Source organism: Spirosoma sp. SC4-14, assembly GCF_037201965.1.
Taxonomy (GTDB): Bacteria; Bacteroidota; Bacteroidia; order Cytophagales; family Spirosomataceae; genus Spirosoma.
The window spans coordinates 211,235-230,750 of record NZ_CP147519.1 but is presented as its reverse complement, the minus strand read 5'-3'; the positions used below and the strand labels follow the sequence as shown (position 1 = coordinate 230,750).

The window sequence follows — 19,516 nt, the reverse complement described above, 5'->3', positions numbered from 1 at the left end:
CGATGATTCACTGTTTTATGCTTTCATGCTGATTCATGGGCTTTGCTCATTCGTCAATTTTGGTTCATGACGCTGCCGGTTGGCCTGAGCTTTAAAGGCGTCGGTGAAATTTTTTTCAATACCAGTTGGAGCTATCCGAATGTGTCCCAATTGCTCAGGGTGTAGTTTATTCGGGTTTGTTTTCAAAATGCGCAGCTCGGTGCCGATGGGCATTGCTTCCAATTTTCCCTTCTTTATCAATTCCTTCTCAATATATTGACGAGCGTCTTCTTCAGTAGCGAACCGGTTGACGATTTGATTTTTGACCGGATTAATGAATAAAAGCGGTCGTTTGACCTGACGGAGCTGCTCTGCCTTCAAATCCTCGTTAAAATCTTTTCCGCGTGGGCGAGCTATGGACACGGAGCGGGTAAACTGGCCATGCTGAATGAGTTGATTATTGACCGTGTTCAACAAGGCTGTGTTGATGGGTATTTCGAGAGTAGGTATAGTCGCGCCGTTTCGCCAAAAAAACATATTCTTACGTATATCCTGACTTAATTCCCCGCTTGCCTGAGGCATGTATGTCTGCATGGTCAAGCTGTGCTCCGCAATTAACTTCGAGAATTGATCCTGCAATCTTATACTTGGAATCTGTAAAGCTACGTATCCCTGTTGACTGGCTTGTGTTAAGGCTAAACCATCTTTAGACAGTGTCGTGAGGGCCGTCAGCGCGTAACGAGCTCCTTTATCATCGTTGTCGAACCCAAAGACAAGTTGGGTTGACGAATTCATGAATTTTGCCAGCGTAGTCAGATGGTCTAAAGATAAACTTCCACCAATGGATGCGTACCGACTGTCCGCCTGGGGATGCAAACCTGTACTGATTTCAAGTTGACGGTAGGATAGCAAGTCAATAGCGCTTTCACCGACCACAATTCGTTCAGTGGGCGTTTCATTGGGGTTGGAAATCCAAACGCCCTGACCGCGCTCCGAACCCGGCGCGTGCGACTTGAAGGTAGCCGTGCGAAGTTCAAGGCCATTAATGGCTTCCCCATCAGAAGGAATGTAGGGGAATGCGATGTTTTCTACGACGTGCTTTTCCTTCGGTGGGGTTTCGGTCGCGCCCAGCGACACAGGTTTCCCCTCGTCAAAATAAATGCGCTGAACGGCCACAGTTCCAGAAAACTGAGGGGAGTTGAGGAGTGCGGGGTTAATGTACCGCTCTTGGGTCAAATAGTTTTTGTCCGGCAGTTGGCCAAGTTTATAATGCTCCAGGGAAAACTCTTTTTCGGTGCCGACTTCGCGGAAACTTTGGTGAATGAAGTTCTCCAGCTTTTTGACCGATTGTTTTCGCTCGGGCACGATACCTAAGTAATCCTTAAGCACATCGTTAATGCACTGGGCCTGGGTACGGTTAGGATTATTGAATTGACTGAAACAGGCTGTTAAACGATTCGAGACAAAATTGATCAAAGTACCGCGATCCGAGTAGGAACCAGCCTTAAAATAAACTTGATTTGCCGAATCATTTGGATTCTTAACGACGATATGGTCGTCGAAGCCAGGATGGTATAATACCGGCAAGGTTTTTCCTTTTTTAGGTTGCCATTCGTACCCAGCGTGTAAGGCTAATTCGATAATCGATATTTGATTCCGATAATCCTGAAAACTGGGTTGGCTGTAGGTAGGCATATTTTTATCCAATTATAGACAAATTACCATGAAACGTTTAATTCTTTTCTTTACCCTTTTTTCCGTATTGAGTTGTAAAAAAAGTAGCGATGACCTCACCCCCGCCTTTGATCCTGCCTTAGTAGCCGGTACCTGGAAACTTCAGGCATTGACTATAGATCCGGCTGAAACCGGCGTTTGGGGTACGAATGTAACGGATTTATTGGGCGCTTACCGCCAGCAAATCGGAGACGAATGCATTACTAATTTCCGTATGAATATGACCAGTGCTGGTAAAATTTCGCGCACAACGTCCGACAAGTGTAATTCCCGCACATTGACCTTGTTTGGTTTTGCCGAAAATGGCATTTGGAAAGCTTCCGGCTCTACCCTCAGCATCCTGTCGCCTTACGAATCCGGTGATTACTATAATGTAACGGTTGATCCGATGTCGATGGTTTGGCACCGTCATATTGATCCAGTCGACAGCGAAGACAATAAACCGCACGAAGTAACCCTAACCTGGGCACGGCAATAAAGCTTCACGCAAGGCTATGGCTCTGATCTTTCTGAGCCTTAGCCTTTTTGCCCTGTTTTTTAGTGGCTTCCTTTTTAACTGCTTGGCCATTCGCTTTGGACAATTCGGGATCAATGCCTTTTTGCTTAGCTTCCGCTTTTTTCTGTTTTTGCTCCGGCAACTTATTTTTTGTGGTGGAGTTGCCTACAGACGTACCTTGCAACTCATTCGATGCGCGATCTAAATCCTTAGCTGTTTTCTGATCTAACGTCTGCTTGATAACCGCCGATGGCGGAGTGAAACTCAAACTCCGCTTACCCGCTGAAAGTTGAATATCTGCTTCGTATTTTTGACCGTTTTCACTGGTCAGGCCCGTTAAGCGAATAGCCCCACCCTGTTGCAAAGTTTCCTGCTGCTCTTTCGACAAAGTCACGCCTTTAATCTGCATGGGTATATAAACCCGGTCTGCCCGCCATGCCGTTAAGGAATTGGTCTCCTGATCGACTCCGATGTACGCCTTAAATTTTTGTTTCGTCTTTAACTCCTCCAATTCAACCAGCTTACCCAACTCCCCTTTTTGTTTTAGGGTTTCTTTATCATCCTGACTAAAACTGTATCCCCATTTTTGATCAGGCACTTGTAAGGTTTGCTTGACCGTCTGAAAATAAGGTATGACTTCTTCTCCGTGTTTTACTAAATAAATTTTACCCCGTAGCAAAGTTTCCTGGCCATTGTATTCCGACTTGAAGTCAATGAGTCCTGTTTTTTCACCTTTTAATAACCTGTCCAGGTTGCCAGTTTCTACCATAATTTCCCGCGTAATGCCCATTTTTTCCAAGGACGCTCCAACGTCCTGCCATTGATAGCGCGTCTTTTTTCCCATTTCAATATGAGGGGGTTCTTCGAGCTTATAGGCTTTTTTAAAGTTGTGAAGGAAATTAGCGATTAACCCTCCATTGACGATTTCAAGGCTTCTGTCTGCTTTACGCTGCCGGGTTTCCTGGTCGACTTCGGCCGTCGTCCGTTCAGCATCCGGAATGGGCTGCACGGTTTCAACTTGGTAATATCGATCCGCTCGAATTTTTTCTAAGGCCGGGTCCTGAATGATTTGGTGAAGCTCCCACAAGTAATCCGTCAACTTTTCACGTAAGGTTTCGTCTTTGTTAGGCAACTGTAAAGCCGATAATTTTTCGGATAATTCATCCTTCTCTAACCGGGCATCGCGCAGAGCTGTGGTTATTTCATCGTTACTCAAGAATCCGTCGTTGCCCAGATACTGCCGAAGCTCTTCGTACTCCTCAGGCAGTAATAGTTCGTAAAACTGTTCCTTGAGCTGTTCCGCTTCGGGCGCAACCTCCGCCACAGGCGTAATTTTTAAGCTGGGCGACTTTTTTGGAAATTTCTGTTTTGCCATAAAATTAGTTGGTTAGCGTCTACCTTTTTACGTTACTCCACTTTCGATCCGATCACCAGGCTTGCTTTCCGAAAAGCACCGACAAGCTGTTGATAACATCTTCAGTGCATACAGCTATAGCCTGCAAGACTTAATCTTATTATTTTTGTTTATGCACGTCTCTAAACTGTTACTCTCAATTTCAGCGATTCTATTGATTTGTCAGACAGGTCGAGCTCAGGGGATTTTTACGTCGCCAGCTAAGCTTACCTCAGCGGCTTATGCACAACCAAATGATACCGATTCTGTCCGTCATAAAGAGAATCATTCATTTCCGATTACATATTTGGATAAGACCCCTCAAACAAGTTTAATCAAGGGTTCTTCCCAGCCCTTGGCTACCGATCCAGTTAAGGATAGCTTACAGTTTTTACGGTACGTAGACAGTTTAGCCACATTGCGCGTTGCCGCTATGCGGGCAGAGGAGGTTTCGGGACGGAGATTGCTTAACGTCCGAGAACGTTCACTTAACCGTTTGCGTGATATACCTTCCATCTTACCTTTTTTCGTCATTGCCAATAAATCTACGGGTCTGGTACGAACCCGAATGAGTTCTGCCTTCGGCTTGCGGCAACACCCGGTTTTGGGTGGCTTGGTTTCCCATACTGGCATCGATCTACCCGCCCCTATGGGAACTCTGGTGTATGCCACGGCCGACGGATACTGCCGCCAAATCGTCAATCAACCAGATGGCATAGGCCTGGCCATTTACCTTACACATGGTCGTGGGCATCAAACTCTATACGGCCATCTCCTGTCAACGGGGGTTAAGCCGGGCGATTTCGTGAACCGTGGTCAAGTCATCGGCCGGGTGGGTGCGTCGGGCTTAACAACCGGACCGCATTTGCACTATGGCGTCCGATATAATGGGCAGGTAGTCGATCCCCTCCCCTACTGCTTTCTCTTATCCAGATCGGTTAAATCAACGACCAACCCGTCCCGTAAGTAGGTTTAGAATTTGTTCCGATTTAACACAGGTCGTTCCTGTTAACCTACACATTCCTTCAACCCCATATTTAAGCGTTAGCCCTCGTCAGCTTCCTGATACTGACTGACCAGATGTTGCAAAGAGGGATCATTATTCAACCGTTCTAATTCGGACTCAACCAGCATTTTTATCTCCCGCTTTACTTGTTTAAAATTATCAGCTACCAATTGATTCATTTGCTCGTCCGTATAGTTTTCCATTTCGGGTCGAACTGGAATATCATTTAAATTCCTGAGTTGCTCCAGCATTTGCGGTTCGACAACTAATTCCCCGTTAAACGTTTTAAGTTTTACTTTCTGATCGAAATTGTCGGCCACGCTCCCCACAAACGACCCTTGTGATAGAGTAGATATTTTGGATTCTGGAATCAAGGGTTCCATCCGTTCGGAAAGACTCACATTGGTATCGCGTTCATTGATGGAGACCGACCGGCTCTGCTGGCGGATTTTTCCAAACCGGCTCGACAGATCCTTAGCCGTTTCGCCCAGTACCTGGCCTGCGAAAATGTTACCGATGATCGTCCAGATAGCTGCGGCTTCCTTATCCCCGTACATTTTTTTGATTTGGGTATAATCCTGAATGCCTAAACAAGTTGAGATTTTATTGCTCCTGGCCGTAGCAATGAGGTTATCTAAGCCCATCAAGTAGATTGTCGGCAACTCATCGACGATGATAGAGCACTTTAACTGGCTCTCCTTATTAATCAATTTTACCATACGGGAATTGATGAGGCCAATGACAATACCCTGAGTATCCTTTCTTTCCTGGTTGTTTCCGAGACAAAGGATCTTCGGTTCTTTAGGATTGTTGATATCCAAACTAAAGTCATTGCCCGTCATCACCCAGTACAAAGCGGGACTGGCCACGCGGCTTAGGGCAATAAGCGCTGACGCTATTTGACCTTCCAACTGATTGTTGGCCCCTTTGAGCAAGGCAGAGGCAAAAGGGCTTAACAACAATTCGATGTCTTCTTCTGATTGCAGGATGGGAAATAGCTTTTCCTTAACCGTGGCAATCAATTCAATCGTGTGCGGTAGGGTGCACAGAAATCGTCCGTCATGATCGCCCCCTTGCTGCCGAGCTTCTTCGAGTTTACGATCATCGTATTTTTTTAAAAACCAGATAACAGATGTCAGGAAGTTCACCGCAGAGTCTGCAAAGAAATCTCCTTCTTTTCCAATCCAACTCCGGTTAATGTTATACATAATAATTTTGGCGGCTTCCAGTGCATCCTGAATATCAGTCATCTTGGTCGGCAAAAGAGGGTTGATACGCAGTGATTCGCGCGGCTTGTCAAAGTTGACATTACAAAAGAGGGGAACCACTCCTTTTTCGCCAGTATCCCTATTTTTGTTTAATTCTGGATACTTATCTTTATTGTTCAGGTAGTAGGTGTAAGCAATCCTGGTTAAAGTCGGGTATTTGATGTCATAGACCATCATCGAAAAACCCTTCTCGATGTGCTGCCGAATAAAATTATTTAATACGGCAAACGACTTCCCGGAACCGGGTGTGCCGACGATCATTGTGGCTCGGTAGGGGTTAATGATGTTAACCCACCCCTGCCGATTTTTCTTCTGATATACGTAGTTAATTGGTATATTGACCGAGTCTTTATTCTCCAGCTTCTCTTCCTGATGGAGGAACTGTTCATTTTCTTCATTGTAAGGGTCGTCCCGTAGGTTGAAGCCGAGCACTCGTTTAGCCAGGCTAACTGCACTAAGCAGCAGAATAAAACCAGCGACGGTTGTGGCCATGTAAAGTGTATTCCGGGTATCCATCCTTACAGTGGCCATTCTTAATAAAAAGAAATTACATAAGAATAGTAGTAATCCGGGGATGCCATTTGCCCATACCTGCGCCCAAGTCGTGGTCAGGTCTTTTTTAGGTTTATTGGCCCAGCCATAGGCTAATAGGAGAAATAAGCAAATCAGTTTAGAGTGCAGAGTTGAATCGAAAACATGAAATCTTCGGTTCATTTTCACCAGAAAATTGTCCACGTAAGTCCAGGTAAATCCTCTTACTTCCAAACTATCATAACAGAAGTAATAAGCATGCACCACCAGAATAACAAAGCTGGTTGTTAACACGGCTCGTAACACGAAGTCGTATTGTTGCTGTTCGTTTTGTGTGCTCATCAGGAGTGAATTATACTCCTAACCTAATTGCTTCCGAAACTATATCCAACAGCACAAGTAAACTGTTTATGATTATCAATAACATTAAAAGTGTCCAAAAGTCACGTTTGTCCTCAAAAAAAATGGATTCGTCCCTGGATTGATTTAGTTTGTATGCCCAGAAAGTATTGATTAATTATTCAAAATAATTAGATGAGTAATTCCAATTATAGCTCCCGTCCCCTACTCCGTTTCTTTATCCCTTTTCCTACGTGTTTATATTTACCCGTCTGTTCATAACCAAATACATCATTTGCCCGAACCTTGAGGAGTTCTACTTGAATTGCGTTTTCATTCATGTAGGTTCTTGGCTCCAGAATTACGTCAAGTTCAGTTTGTTTAATTAAACCTTTACCTGTCTGACTACGCATCTCTAGCGCAGTAACAAGTTCTTCGTCTGAATAGGTAGACAGGGCGGGATCACGTTGGTAGATTCGTTCCCGTAGTTGGTTGATTTCATTTGACTTCCCACCGCTTAATTTCGCTTGGTCGATACATTGCGCCAGAGCGGTCATGTAACGACCCGCTTCGGTTGACAACCCCTGCTCCCAGTTATGCATATTCAGATGAGGTATTTGTTTAGAAAATAGACTGTTCGACGCTACGGCGACCTGAGCAGGAGCCTCTTTGTAGCGAATTAAATGCGTGGGTTGTTTGTCCGATTTCTCTGGCCATATGGTCGGTTTTGGATCGACAATTATACCCCTTTGATAAAAATAACGTACTTGATCTATTCCGATAACTGGACCATCTTTTATCAATCTATTCAGATAGTTTTCATTCAGTTGGCGATGAATTTTCACCATCTTATCTGGCTTCAGGATGTGCTCTAGTAGCTTGGGGCGAACTTCATAATAACTTTCAGAAAAAGACTTGTTGGATTCACTAAAAAGCATAACCGTTCGCTCACCTCTCAAGTAAAGAGCTGGTATTTTCAAATCAGGACCGGTTTCGGATTGAATAACTGCCCATCGTACAGGATCGATCTGATAGGCCAGATGGCGGTTAGTTGGGCTGGTTACATGCCCTTTAGGGTCGAGCGTTACACTAAGGGCTTGGTAAAATTGGAATTTGTTAAGTGAACTGCCTTCGATTTCACTCGCAATCTTTGTATAAATTTCCATCGAGCGGCTAAATGCAACCTGCTCCTTTTTGATAATTTCTGGCAATTGTGAGCGTTTGTATAGCTCAAACCGCTGCACAGCTTCATTTACCACCTCTTTTGTTAGTTTGTATTGAGTAACTTGGTGGAGGGCCTTTTGCATCTCATCCGTTGGAAAGTTTTCAACCAACGCGCTGTCATAATAAATTGATCGCCCTTTCTTATAGGTCCGTAATTGCTCGGATAGCATCGCAGCCAACACTCTGTATTGTCCATATTCCAACCGTTGTGACTGTTGCAATTTTGGCTCTACTCCAATGAATTGTTTTTCAACACCGTTCCAAGTAGCCCAGGCTCCAATCTCACTTGCTTTGATGCGGGTAGTTAGCGCTTTGCCTCCAGAATCTGTTAGTTGATAAGATATACCTTTGATCTGTTTGCCTTGCCGGTCTCCACGGTGTAGAATTGTATTTACCTGCTGCTTCTTCAGTAATTGGCAGTACTCCTCTATCGTTGAAAATGCCTTCTGCTGAAGCACCTGTTGTAAAATTACTTTTAATTGTTCTTTCCTCAGTGGGTCGTAGACTCCTGCTGACTGATTGGTCGGAACGTGCCGGTGCTGGGCGGCTTGATGATCGACTCCTTTACCCCTACCCTCTGCTCTAATAAGGCCAAATTGTAATTCAAGCTCTTGTCGGACATCATTAATTCGACGCTTGATGAATGTGTCATTAAGCTTTGACCCTGTTTCGTCGACACAGGTTGTTACGACATGCACATGGGGATGAGCGGTATCGTGATGGCGATAAACAATATAGGGCTGATTTTCATAGCCCATTTCGCCCATGAACTGGTTAACCATCGCTCTAAACTTTTCATCACTTACTTTTTCACTGGGGTGTAAACTAAGCGAAAAATGGAGCGTTGGTTTCTTTACATTTGGATTCTTTCGGCTCTGTAATTCAAGAACATTAGTCGTATAATTTCGATTTTGTGCCGCTAACTGGTTATTAGCAAAGCCCATTGCTCCAAGCACATGGGCTTGCTTTTGAACGACTTTTTGCTCGTTATAACGGATTGCTCCGCTAATTTTAGAGCCGACAGTTAATCGAATGACCATACTACTTCTTATTATACAAAGCCTCAGTTTGCGCTTTTACAATCACATCAATTTGGCTAATTATTGGTTCTAACTTGTCGATTATGGTCTTGCTGGCCTGGACTTCAAAGTACAATTTACCTGTATGTTCAATGCTATTAATGCGTTTAGCTACCTGATTGTAATTAACATCTATATGCTTTAGCTGCTGTCGTATACTGTATAAGGATTGAGTAAAATCAATGATTTGATCCTTATCCGCTCCTGATGAAACCGACATTTTTGGCATATGACGGTTTAAAATGATTTCTCTTAAGTAATCAGCAATACGTCCAACACCTCCTTCCCTCCAGATTTCAAAGTCTCGACTGAGGGCGCGGTAGTCTTTTGTATTCATACGGGTAACCAATCGGTGGGCGCGAACTTCCTCGTCAGCTAAATTAGGCCTCCCACCCTGGTTTTGGCCTTTTTTTTCCTCTGAGCTTTCCATTTCGTATTCGGATATTGGGTTATAAAGATTATTTCCATCCTTCTAAAGCTTCTTCAAAGTCAGGATATACCCCTTAATCGCCTTAGCGTAGAAAGGTTTTGCGTGCCGGAAAACACATCTTGCTCTTTGTTATAATAACAAAGCTATTCCTAAAGCTATAAACCTTCAATAATTCTTCACCTACTTTTTACTTATATATTATAATGGCTGATGAATGTTACATTGTCACAATGTCACAATGATACTTTGTACCAATGCATTATTGTGACATAGATAGATCAATTTCGACTTGATCAGAATGTTAGAACCATGCATTTGCTATGTACCAGCCTTAATTAACATGAATGGATGTATCATGTAGCAGTGTAGCACTGTAGCATTGTGGTTTTGACTTATTGTCATAATGAGACAATGTAGCATTGTGATAATGATACATTGTGATAATGTTGAGATATAACAATATAACTTCGTTACTTTGTAACAATAGTACAATGGTAAGTTGATAAATTTACACATAGTTATTTTGCCAAATTGTGCAATATTACATTTTAACAATGCAACAAAGTAGCTTTGTATCAAAGTGTATTTGATGCAAAGAATAAAAGGCTTAATGTAGATTTGCGACATTGTAAAAAATAATATTTATACAATGTGTCATTATATCAAAAAAGAAAAGTAACATTGTTACTTTGTACCAAAGCAACAGTTAAACCTTAAACTATGGCAAAGATTATTTCTTTTTGTTCCCAGAAAGGTGGGGTAGGTAAGACTAGCATCACCACCCACGTAGCTACGTATTATTATCAGGTAGAAGGTATTCCAGTTACCGTCTTTGACTGTGATTATCCACAACACTCGCTTAACTCAATTCGTGAATCAGAAATACAACGGTTAAAATCGGACGAGTCCTATTACAAGAAAGCAGAACGATTAGGTAAGATGCCATATCCTATCTATTCTGATTCACTGATTAACACCTTACCTAAGCTGGATTCCTTTAATAAAAAGAATGAACTTGTCCTGGTCGATTTACCTGGTACCTTGAATGTGGACGGTTTTCCAGGAATGGTCAAGCGATTAGATGCGGCAATCTTACTCATCGAGGCAGACCCAATCAGTTTTGAATCAACCATGCATACCGTCTTGGCAATGGCCAGCTTTGATAATAAGAATGGGGGGATGGTGCCTACGTACCTGCTCTGGAATAAATATGACATTCGAGTACGGGAGGATCGCTATGCCAATCTGGAACAAGCAGCTATTACCTACTTGGAGGGCCTTAATAAAGACAGGAAGACCCCGATCAACGTTAAATTCCTTAAGTATCGAATACCGCAGTCGGTCAATATCCAAGATTATCGTTCTACCCTAATCCCGCATCGTACTATCGAACCCTTAGTTCATGAGTTAAATAAAACATTGGTTTCAAATTCATAAACCCCATAATCCTATGGCAAAGTCAAACAGTAAGTCCAACAAAGCCCCGATCCCAACAATTAATCAGCCTAATAGTGGATTAATGGGATGGATTAATCAGCAGACGAGTCCAAACGATATATCAACTGCGGTTGAATCAGAGCTAACACCAAGTCCGGCCACGGAAAATAATCAGATAGAGTCCGCCGAAAACCAGCCGGGGAAAACATCCTCAGCCGATGAGCAGCAACCTGAACAAGAAACTACTTCATCAATTACTTTAGAACCAGTTGATAAAGAGCAAGAAACAAAGACTGAAAACAACTCTACAGTTACTGCTGACTCAGTTGTTGGTACCAAGAAGCCGAAAAATAAGGCAGGGGAGGGGAAAAAGCCGGAAACCTACCAGGAGACTTTTTTTAAAAGACCAGTTAAATCAACGGACGAAGCTGCATTTGAAGTCAAACCAGTTCGTATTTCTGAAGATAGCCACTGGTTATTATCAGTTATGATCGAAGAAGCTCGTCGTCAAGGTTATAAAATCACCCTAGCTGATTTAGTTGACAATCTTTTAGCTAATCACCGGGCGGAACACAAAACGGAGGTTGACAAGTTAATTAATCAATGGAAGGTCCGTAAACGAATTGGATAATGGATGCGATACTGCTGTTTACTGGTTTAATAGGGTTATGCATTTCGGGCTGGGCCCTGAAGGGGTATTTACAGAATACCCCTGCTTTGCTTTCCCCGACAAAGAAGTCAGTATGTGAAGATGAGCCGAGTAGGGGAGAGCCCAAAGAAGGTAAACCGACTCAGTACGTAACTACCGAGGATTATCAGCTTGTGCTGAATAGACTGTCAGAACTCGAACGAGAGAGTTACTCACCAGGGATGGAAGAAGACGCTAATTCCCAAAAGGCTACCGCTTCTGGCAAGCAGTTGATCCAAACAAATGTCTGTTTGGATACTGAAGCAGGTATAAGCGAGGAAGCCATTGACCGGGAAGCAACTAACTCCGACAAATGGAAAGAAATTTTTGCCTTGCAGGAAACCTATCGGATAGAACGTGAGAAGGAAAAAGAAATTGACTTTGAAAGAGAGCAAGCTCTTTTTGATGTTTCCCAAAGCTATGATGATCTCTTGCCAGAGGAATTTATGGAGAAAGAGATCGATCAGCGCTTAATCGATAATCAGCTTGAAGAAGGGGAGAAGTTGGAAACCTATCAGGACCGGATGAATCAATTTGCCACGCTAACTAAAGAAATGTTAATTCTGCGTTTAGAAGCGGCTAACACCCAACTCAAAGAGCAGCATGAACGGCATCAGGCAACTTTGTTGAGCATCATAGCTTCGCTAATTGATCGGCTACCCGGTGATGTCAATTTAAAAAGTGTCGCACAAGCCAGTATGGTTGCGGCCTCAGCGGAAATGTCCAACGATGAAACAGAAACCAATCGGAAGATTTTTCAGGAAATGTTTTATAAGAATTTCGGGAGTTGAAGAAATTTTCCTGAAAAAATTGAAATTTTTTTTCTCAGACGAAATAGAAATTGCGAGGGACGAACCTCTTTTTTTTGAGGACAAACGAGACTCTGGGACACTTTTAATGTTATTAAAAGTCTTAAACAGATTACTTATTCTGCTTGTTTTCTGAATTAGTGTTCGTAGGTTAGTTGCATAATAGTTTATGTAAGATTGATTAAGCGGCCTTTTAGCCCAGTTAAATTCCATGCGAACACTAAAAAGTACAATTATAAATGACTCGATAGTTAAAGTGTTGAATCGGCTTGAAGAGCATAGATTATTATCCCTTCTAGGTAAAAGTGAAGAGTTAAGATCACCAGTTTGTAAAGGTCAGCACCGTGCCTTATCGGTATTCGTCAACGCTTCCTGATAACCACATCTTGGAGCTTATTTAGGCAAAACCTGCGGGGTTCTTGAAACACATCGGCTAAATCAGTGCATCAGTAACCAATAAATTTTCATTACTCATGAGAAATCTAAAGTTCACCTATTTCGCCACCCTTTCTTTATTGGTAAGTTTCCTATTAACCTCCATGAATCTGTTTGCCCAAACTGGGCTAAAGAGTGGTGCAATATCCAAAGGGGTGGATAAGGCGACCACAGAGTTACAGGACGTAGGTAAAAGTGTAGGAGACTTAATGCTACCAGTATGCCTGATTATGGGCGTTATTGGCGGCATACAATGCGTCAGTAAATTTTTTAATAATGACCCTGACTTTAAAAAGGCGGTAATTAACTGGGGATCAGCTATCGTATTTGCCGGGGTTGTTGGATTGGTGTTAACCGCTGCTTTTGGCAATTAAGTCTCGTGCTGCAGTATGCCTTACGAAATCAACAAAGGGGCTGACCGTCCACCGCAAGTAAGGGGAGTTGTCGGTATGGATTACCTTATACTATTGGTAAAATGGATTATTAGCATTGTAGTTATGGGCGGGCTATCAGCCGTCTTCGTACCGCTACCAGGCTGGATGATTTTTGTGGCTTGTGCAGTTGGAATTTATATAGTGTATATGGGGCTTGTTAAACGCTCAGTCAATCAGGGTGCGGGCGGATACGAACGGGCCCAAGCCCGCAAAAAATTACCAGGCATTCTGACGGTGCGCCAAGATTCTGTGTACCGCAATCTTCGTAAAAGATAACTACCTAAAACAGCGCATTTATGACGTATGCGGTAAAAGAGCTGGAAAAGGTCTTTCCTCTCGGCGCGGTCGAAGAAAATTGTATCTTTTCCAAATGGGGTGATTTAACGATTGTCTTTCAGTTGACCTTACCCGAAATATTTACGCTTAACGCCCGTACAGAAAACGGCATTGAGCTAGGGGATTATCGGGAAATGGTGGAAACATGGACCAAAGCAATTGGCGTTTTACCAGCTAACACAGTATTGCATAAGCAGGATTGGTTTGTCGAGGATAAGTATCACCCCAACGCCAAGGAGTTACCGGAAAATTACTTGGACCGTTCGTCGGAGATACACTTTAATGAGCGACCCTTTTTGCATCATGAGTGTTTTCTATATCTGACGTATTCCCAGGGTGAACGAACGCGGACGAAGGTGGGAGCAACCTCCCTTCTAAAACCTCGTATTGTCCCTAAACGAGCGCTTAACAGACAGGAGATCGACAAATTTATGGTAGCGGCCCTCCAGTTAAAGTCAATACTTGAGTCGTCTCGTCTGATAAAGTGTCGACGTTTGAGCAGTGATGAAATCCAGCCAGATCGGGACGCACCGGTTGACCAGGCCGGCCTGATTGAGCGGTACATGACCTTATCGCTAAAGGATGAGATTGTCCCCCTAATGGATATGGATTTCACCTCCGACGATGAGTTAAGAATTGGGGGAAAATATTCCAAATTCTTTACAATCTCCCAGGTGGACGACATGCCCGATTCGATAAATACAAACGTTCGGATCGGAGCGCTCTCAACGGAGAATTCGAATTTGTCGGTTGGCTACTCGACGCCCATCGGTCTAATGCTGGACTGCAATCACATCTACAATCAGTACGTGTTTATTGATGACCGGACACTCTTAACGGCAGAACTGGAAAAGAAGGCCGGTAATATGCTGGCGCTGGCCAACTTCGACCGGGCAAATGCGGTTAATGCGAACTTGGTGAATGGCTTCTTGACGATGGCTGCCGAGAAGTCGTTATCGCCGGTACGTATCCATTCTAACTTACAAGTATGGACCGATGATAAGCTTCGACTGCCCGAACTGCGTAATAAGGCAACGGCAGCTATTGCAAAAATGAACCTTAAGCCGAGAGAGAATACGCGGGATGCTGCTTTTCTCTTTTTTGCGGGAATACCAGGTAATTCTCCAGATTTGCCACGTGAAGATACATTTACGCAGTTTGCTCCGCAGGCAGCGTGCTTATTCAATCACGAGACGAACTACTACACGTCAGAGTCGGCTAAAAATAGCGTCCGGGTGGTAGATCGGCTATCAGGTCGTCCCCTTTGGGTTGACTTCTCAGATGAGCCGATGCAGAGAAACTGGGTGACGAACCGAAACAAGTTTATCATCGGTCCGTCGGGATCGGGTAAGAGCTTTTTAACGAACCACTTACTACGGAGCTATCATACCCACGGAGCACACGAAGTTATTGTGGATGTAGGGGATTCGTACCGGGGGCTTTGCGCTATGCTGGATGGGAAGTACATCACTTACACGATGGAAAAGCCAATCCACTTTAACCCGTTTTTTATTGAAGGCCGGTTAATGCCGGATACGGAGAAAGCTGAATCGTTAAAGAATTTGCTGCTGACCCTCTGGAAGTCGGTGGAGGAAAAAACGAACCGTTCCGAATACAACGCTCTTTCTTCGGCGGTTAAAGGATATTTTCTAAAACTCAATGCTGACCAGGACCTTTTTCCTTGCTTTGATACCTTCTACGAATTCATGCAGCAGGATTTCAAGGCATACCTAAAGCAGGAAGGGGTTAAAGACGATTACTTTGATTTCGACAACTTCATGTTCAACCTTAAACCCTACTACAAGGGCGGTGAATTTGATTTTCTGCTCAACTCAAAAGAAAATCTGGATCTATTGCACGAGCGGTTCATCGTTTTCGAGCTGGATAACGTAAAGGATCACCCAATCCTGTTTCCCATCGTGACCATCATTGTCATGGACACGTTCATTTCAAAAATGCGGAAGCTGGAAAATATCCGTAAAATCATCCTCATCGAAGAAGCTTGGAAAGCAATAATGACGCCGAACATGGCCGGGTATATTAAATACCTCTACAAAACGGTCCGGAAATTCGACGGAGAGGCTTGGATCGTTACCCAGGAAATTCAGGATATAATTAACAATCCCATTGTGCAAGACTCCATTGTTAACAATGCCGATTGTAAAATCCTGATGGACCAGCGCAAGTACGAGAACAAATTCACCTTCGTCAAAGAGTTACTGGGACTGACCGATAAGGAAAAAGATTTGGTGTTGTCGATGAATCGAGACAATGATCCTAATCGCAAATACAAAGAATTTTTTGTGAGTTGGGGCGGTCAACGGTATCGCGTATATGGGTTAGAGGTATCTAAACCGGAATACTACGCCTATACCACGGAACAGCGGGAAAAAATCCGGGTGATGCGAAAAGTGCGCTCGAATGGAGGCAATTACGATTTAGCACTGAAAGAGGTAGTTACCGAAGATTTAAATGGATAGGGTTATGAAACGGTATAAAACTGTAATAGCGATGGTAATGAGTAGGTTTTGGATAATGGCAGGTCTGCCGTTGGCCTACGGGCAATCTACCGATTCAACCGGGTCTACACCCGACCTGAGCCGGTACATGCCCATTGTTGATGTACCCTTAATCGGTAAGGCAACGGTTATTTTTCCCGGTCAGCCACCTATTAAAGTTAGTAAAGATGACCTGGGCGATGTCATTGGCAATTACGTCGAGAACCTCGCGAATCAACTATCACCCGATAATGTTTTAGGCAGCATTACCAATGACCTGACAGGGTATTTCTCAGGCATGAAAGACGAACTTTCGGATGAGGTCTCGAATCTGATTGGGGAAAAAGAAGATCAGATTATGTCCGGCATCAGCGATAAGATCGCGCAACTGGCTTCTAAAATTGCGGATGTTGGTACCACGCCGGCGGGGGAAGTGGAACGCTTAAAAAAGATGGTTGCCGAAGGCTACTCTGCCCAGCAACGCATTACGTATCAGACCCTAAAAGTTGATTACGCCTGGAAAAAATCGCATACGACCCTTTCACCGGAGTTCTGTTCCTATTATAAAGAACTCAATATAAAGGGCTTATTCGATGCGGTAAAAACCCACGTAACAGATTTGACTAAGTTGCTCAGCGCTCCTGTGTTTACCGCGCAGGAACGACAGGGCTACCAGTCCCTGATTAAATCGGTCGGCGATACGAAGGATCTTGCCTCAGCGGTGAATATTGTGTGTAATCTGGGCAGCAATGGGAAGGGGGTCACCGTGTCTTGGATGGCCCAAGGCGAACGTATGGATGTGCTTGATCAAGCGGCAGCGGCAATTAAAAAGCGGCTTGAGGCCATCGGCGGGCTTCGGGATGAGTTGCGTCGAATCTACATCTACCGAATTGCCAAGCTACAATCGGACGAATTTAAACAGGGTAGTTTTCAAAAAAAATCAGGTCTGAATCATGTTTATTCAAACTAAGCACGCTCGTTTATTATGCCTTTTAGGATGGTTGGTGATGATTATGCTCTGCCCATTAGCCACTTCTGCTCAAGACGAAATGACGGACGTTCTGGGTCCGACCCAATTACAGGGTGGAATGCCATCCGATCCTGAATTACAGGCCGAAATTGACAAAGTGCTGGGCATGACAGAGAGTAAAATCAAACGTGGGATTGTCGACCCCGGCGTTGATTTAATGAATTTGATGGTTAACAAAGCGTTGGACGAGATGATAAAGGCACTCGCCGATGCGGTTGTGCTGGCTCCTGCGGCCGAGAAGATTATGTCGATATACCAGAAAACGAAAGATAAGCGGCTTGTCAAAAAGCTCGCTTCGCTACGGGAGGTCTGGAAAGACGGGCAGGAACGGCTCAATAAGCTGAATTACCAGGATTTTAAGCTTCGGTATGAATGGGCCAAGCAGCATAATGAGGAGAATAAGGCCGTTAAGGATTCGCCCATCAAAGGGTTAGAAAGCCAGTTGACGAAAGACATTTGGGGAACTCAGATTAAGGCCATTGATCAAACTTATGATAATGGAGGGCCTACGTCGAAATTAATCAAGAAATACCTTGATCAGGGGAAAGATGACTTGGCTTTTTATCATCTGTCGATCATTAATGGCAACCTGGGATCGACTAAGCTGATAAAATCCAGGAACGCAGTCGAGACGTCTAAGGGAAAGCCGGTTTTCTTATCGCCTTACGAGCGGCTAAAGTTGCAGCAACAGTCCTTAGCAGAAGCCAGGCAGCGCCACGCTGATTTGGTCAATTACGGCCGTAAAGTGGCGGCCTCAGTCAACTATTATCGTATGGCGGAATCGGAACAAGCGATGCGGGTGATGCTTAGCAAAACTATTTCCGATCCATACATGGCTCGTTTTATTAAGAAATGAAACAGGTTGTAATCTTAATCGGCTTAGTAGTGGCGGCTTGCCATGCAAAGCAAGAACGATTCCTACGTAAGTCGGCTGCCTTTCCGAAAGAATACGTAGGAAACTGGCAAGCTATTTCGACAATGGGCGGTCCCAAAAAACTTCAGGCGGGCATCACGATACAACCTTCCGGAGATTCCTTGTTGTGGCACTATTTTTCCCAGATTGTAGATACTACGACGAGGCAAAAGACACCCTGTGGACCCGAAATGGATTTTATGCCTATTCTGTGGGATGACTCATTGCACGTGGCTAAAGCCGACCATGGGGTAGGGCAGGGGTATGGGTATGATTATCTACGTCTGACCAGCGCCAAGCAGTTGCAAATGAAGTCGTTCTCACTGGCAACATATTGCAGAGGGCCTTTCGGTTTGAATACTACTCAGCTCACTTTTTCAAAAGTTGAAACTTTTCGCTACAAACCATGATACTCCTGCAAGCTCCTGGCTCCGGCTGGAATGCGTCACTGGCCAGCGGGGCTATTACCAGCATTGAGGAAGCTGCTGACGCACTGTTTGATACGATGCTGCCCGAATTTTCTTCCTTCATCGCGGTAGGCCAGGCGATTGGACTGGTTGGTGCATTGTTCTACGTTTTTTATCGGGTATGGGCCCATCAAGCCCGAAGCGAACCCATTGACGTATACCCCTTATTGCGGCCCCTCGTCATTTCGATGCTCTTGCTGTCATATCCGGGATTGTATTCTGGCGTGGTTTACTTAGGCCGCTCGCTGAATGACGCAACCCAGGAAATGGGCGCTTCCCGGCGAGATGAAGTGGAACAGCAGGTGATAACGAATGCCCAAACGCGAATTCAAAATATGGGTAATACCAATGCCCCGCCACCGGTGGCACCGGCGGAAGACAATCGGACTTGGTTTCAATTGATGACAGACGCCGTTATGGGCATGGCCAATTCTGTTTCCTCAGCGGCTGCGGATGCCGTGAACTTCGTGATTGACACGACGGTAAATTACGTACTGATGGCACTATTCCGCCTGCTCTACTTCATTGTCATTATTGGCATCAAGATTATATCGACGTACTTTTTGATAATCCTGGGCATATTCGGTCCGTTGACAATTGGATTAGGGTGCTTCGACTGGTTTTATAGTTCCATTGCGGCTTGGGTGGGACGGGTTTTACATACGCTTTTGTGGATTCCCATAGCCAACATTTACGGATTTATCCTGGACAGTTTTCATTTATCCAGCCTGAATGTTGAATATCAGCAACTGCAAGGCAATCCAGGCATGCCCAGTTCATCCATCGCTAACTTACTTTTTTATGCGGTGGGCATCTTTGGGTATTTACTGGTACCGAAATTAGCCACCTGGGTGCTGGATTCGACGGGTGTTTCGGATGGACTTCGTGCCATGTCAGCTCCGGTACGTACAGCCGGTCAAATAGCCGGCGCAACCTCGGGAAATATAGGTGGCCGGGTAGTCGCAGCGGCCAGTACCTACTAATCATTTA

General features: G+C 44.3%; 17 protein-coding genes. 12 read left to right on the top strand and 5 right to left on the bottom strand.

Translation table 11 applies throughout. The annotated features are described in order from the left end of the window. Positions 1-33: 33 nt before the first annotated feature. On the bottom strand, positions 34-1,674 hold the full coding sequence (locus WBJ53_RS33040; protein WP_338877313.1) for a toprim domain-containing protein: 1,641 nt from the start codon (positions 1,672-1,674) through the stop codon (positions 34-36). Positions 1,675-1,702: 28 nt separating this feature from the next. Here WBJ53_RS33040 and WBJ53_RS33035 point away from each other — a divergent pair, with 28 nt between their 5' ends. Then, positions 1,703-2,191, top strand: coding sequence for a hypothetical protein (locus WBJ53_RS33035; RefSeq protein ID WP_338877312.1), 489 nt, complete (start codon positions 1,703-1,705; stop codon positions 2,189-2,191). A 4-nt stretch (positions 2,192-2,195) separates the two neighbouring features. On the opposite strand, the gene WBJ53_RS33030 is transcribed toward WBJ53_RS33035, so the two are convergent. Then, on the bottom strand, positions 2,196-3,584 hold the full coding sequence (locus WBJ53_RS33030; RefSeq protein WP_338877311.1) for a DUF3945 domain-containing protein: 1,389 nt from the start codon (positions 3,582-3,584) through the stop codon (positions 2,196-2,198). A gap of 586 nt (positions 3,585-4,170) precedes the next feature. On the opposite strand from WBJ53_RS33030, the gene WBJ53_RS33025 reads away from it, so the two are divergent. Further along, positions 4,171-4,572 carry a M23 family metallopeptidase gene (locus WBJ53_RS33025; protein ID WP_338877310.1) on the top strand — a complete coding sequence of 134 codons (402 nt, stop codon included), beginning with the start codon at positions 4,171-4,173 and terminating at the stop codon, positions 4,570-4,572. Between the two features lie 74 nt (positions 4,573-4,646). Here WBJ53_RS33025 and WBJ53_RS33020 read toward each other — a convergent pair whose 3' ends face one another. From WBJ53_RS33020 to WBJ53_RS33010, 3 genes are all read right to left on the bottom strand, one after another. After that, entirely contained in the window at positions 4,647-6,749 is a 2,103-nt protein-coding gene (locus WBJ53_RS33020) for a YWFCY domain-containing protein (RefSeq protein WP_338877309.1), read from the bottom strand. Positions 6,750-6,955: 206 nt separating this feature from the next. Then, the gene (locus tag WBJ53_RS33015) at positions 6,956-9,010 is read right to left on the bottom strand and encodes a relaxase/mobilization nuclease domain-containing protein (protein WP_338877308.1); all 2,055 of its coding nucleotides are present in this window, start codon (positions 9,008-9,010) and stop codon (positions 6,956-6,958) included. 1 nt (position 9,011) lies between these two features. After that, entirely contained in the window at positions 9,012-9,479 is a 468-nt protein-coding gene (locus tag WBJ53_RS33010) for a hypothetical protein (RefSeq protein WP_338877307.1), read from the bottom strand. Positions 9,480-10,199: 720 nt separating this feature from the next. Here WBJ53_RS33010 and WBJ53_RS33005 point away from each other — a divergent pair. The 10 genes from WBJ53_RS33005 to WBJ53_RS32960 all read left to right on the top strand — a co-directional run bounded on the left by WBJ53_RS33005 (position 10,200) and on the right by WBJ53_RS32960 (position 19,509). Beyond that, a complete protein-coding gene (locus tag WBJ53_RS33005) occupies positions 10,200-10,916 on the top strand; it encodes a ParA family protein (protein WP_338877306.1) in 717 nt (238 codons plus the stop codon). A 13-nt stretch (positions 10,917-10,929) separates the two neighbouring features. Next, entirely contained in the window at positions 10,930-11,547 is a 618-nt protein-coding gene (locus WBJ53_RS33000) for a DUF3408 domain-containing protein (RefSeq protein ID WP_338877305.1), read from the top strand. After that, on the top strand, positions 11,547-12,395 hold the full coding sequence (locus WBJ53_RS32995; RefSeq protein ID WP_338877304.1) for a hypothetical protein: 849 nt from the start codon (positions 11,547-11,549) through the stop codon (positions 12,393-12,395). The genes WBJ53_RS33000 and WBJ53_RS32995 overlap by 1 nt, the downstream gene beginning before the upstream one ends. Before the next feature lie 491 nt (positions 12,396-12,886). Beyond that, positions 12,887-13,222 (top strand): DUF4134 family protein, encoded by a 336-nt coding sequence (locus WBJ53_RS32990; protein WP_338877303.1) that lies wholly within the window; start codon positions 12,887-12,889, stop codon positions 13,220-13,222. A 15-nt stretch (positions 13,223-13,237) separates the two neighbouring features. Then, a complete protein-coding gene (locus WBJ53_RS32985) occupies positions 13,238-13,558 on the top strand; it encodes a DUF4133 domain-containing protein (protein ID WP_338877302.1) in 321 nt (106 codons plus the stop codon). A gap of 20 nt (positions 13,559-13,578) precedes the next feature. Then, positions 13,579-16,098 (top strand): TraG family conjugative transposon ATPase, encoded by a 2,520-nt coding sequence (locus WBJ53_RS32980; protein WP_338877301.1) that lies wholly within the window; start codon positions 13,579-13,581, stop codon positions 16,096-16,098. 4 nt (positions 16,099-16,102) lie between these two features. After that, a complete protein-coding gene (locus WBJ53_RS32975; RefSeq protein ID WP_338877300.1) occupies positions 16,103-17,086 on the top strand; it encodes a hypothetical protein in 984 nt (327 codons plus the stop codon). A gap of 79 nt (positions 17,087-17,165) precedes the next feature. Then, positions 17,166-18,002, top strand: a complete 837-nt coding sequence (locus WBJ53_RS32970) for a hypothetical protein (RefSeq protein WP_338877299.1) — start codon at positions 17,166-17,168, stop codon at positions 18,000-18,002. Further along, positions 17,999-18,469: a hypothetical protein gene (locus tag WBJ53_RS32965; protein ID WP_338877298.1), complete on the top strand. Its 471-nt coding sequence runs from the start codon at positions 17,999-18,001 to the stop codon at positions 18,467-18,469. Before WBJ53_RS32970 ends, WBJ53_RS32965 begins: the two co-directional genes overlap by 4 nt. Beyond that, positions 18,466-19,509 (top strand): hypothetical protein, encoded by a 1,044-nt coding sequence (locus tag WBJ53_RS32960; protein ID WP_338877297.1) that lies wholly within the window; start codon positions 18,466-18,468, stop codon positions 19,507-19,509. Before WBJ53_RS32965 ends, WBJ53_RS32960 begins: the two co-directional genes overlap by 4 nt. The last annotated feature ends 7 nt before the right edge of the window (positions 19,510-19,516 follow it).

Coding starts and splice junctions, on each gene's coding strand:
- WBJ53_RS32970 (WP_338877299.1), top strand. CDS start 17,166: ATGACGGACGTTCTGGGTCCGACCCAATTACAGGGTGGAATGCCATCC.
- WBJ53_RS32980 (WP_338877301.1), top strand. CDS start 13,579: ATGACGTATGCGGTAAAAGAGCTGGAAAAGGTCTTTCCTCTCGGCGCG.
- WBJ53_RS33035 (WP_338877312.1), top strand. CDS start 1,703: ATGAAACGTTTAATTCTTTTCTTTACCCTTTTTTCCGTATTGAGTTGT.
- WBJ53_RS32985 (WP_338877302.1), top strand. CDS start 13,238: ATGCCTTACGAAATCAACAAAGGGGCTGACCGTCCACCGCAAGTAAGG.
- WBJ53_RS33040 (WP_338877313.1), bottom strand. CDS start 1,674: ATGCCTACCTACAGCCAACCCAGTTTTCAGGATTATCGGAATCAAATA.
- WBJ53_RS32960 (WP_338877297.1), top strand. CDS start 18,466: ATGATACTCCTGCAAGCTCCTGGCTCCGGCTGGAATGCGTCACTGGCC.
- WBJ53_RS33010 (WP_338877307.1), bottom strand. CDS start 9,479: ATGGAAAGCTCAGAGGAAAAAAAAGGCCAAAACCAGGGTGGGAGGCCT.
- WBJ53_RS33030 (WP_338877311.1), bottom strand. CDS start 3,584: ATGGCAAAACAGAAATTTCCAAAAAAGTCGCCCAGCTTAAAAATTACG.
- WBJ53_RS32990 (WP_338877303.1), top strand. CDS start 12,887: ATGAGAAATCTAAAGTTCACCTATTTCGCCACCCTTTCTTTATTGGTA.
- WBJ53_RS32975 (WP_338877300.1), top strand. CDS start 16,103: ATGAAACGGTATAAAACTGTAATAGCGATGGTAATGAGTAGGTTTTGG.
- WBJ53_RS33025 (WP_338877310.1), top strand. CDS start 4,171: ATGAGTTCTGCCTTCGGCTTGCGGCAACACCCGGTTTTGGGTGGCTTG.
- WBJ53_RS33000 (WP_338877305.1), top strand. CDS start 10,930: ATGGCAAAGTCAAACAGTAAGTCCAACAAAGCCCCGATCCCAACAATT.
- WBJ53_RS33005 (WP_338877306.1), top strand. CDS start 10,200: ATGGCAAAGATTATTTCTTTTTGTTCCCAGAAAGGTGGGGTAGGTAAG.
- WBJ53_RS33020 (WP_338877309.1), bottom strand. CDS start 6,749: ATGAGCACACAAAACGAACAGCAACAATACGACTTCGTGTTACGAGCC.
- WBJ53_RS33015 (WP_338877308.1), bottom strand. CDS start 9,010: ATGGTCATTCGATTAACTGTCGGCTCTAAAATTAGCGGAGCAATCCGT.
- WBJ53_RS32965 (WP_338877298.1), top strand. CDS start 17,999: ATGAAACAGGTTGTAATCTTAATCGGCTTAGTAGTGGCGGCTTGCCAT.
- WBJ53_RS32995 (WP_338877304.1), top strand. CDS start 11,547: ATGGATGCGATACTGCTGTTTACTGGTTTAATAGGGTTATGCATTTCG.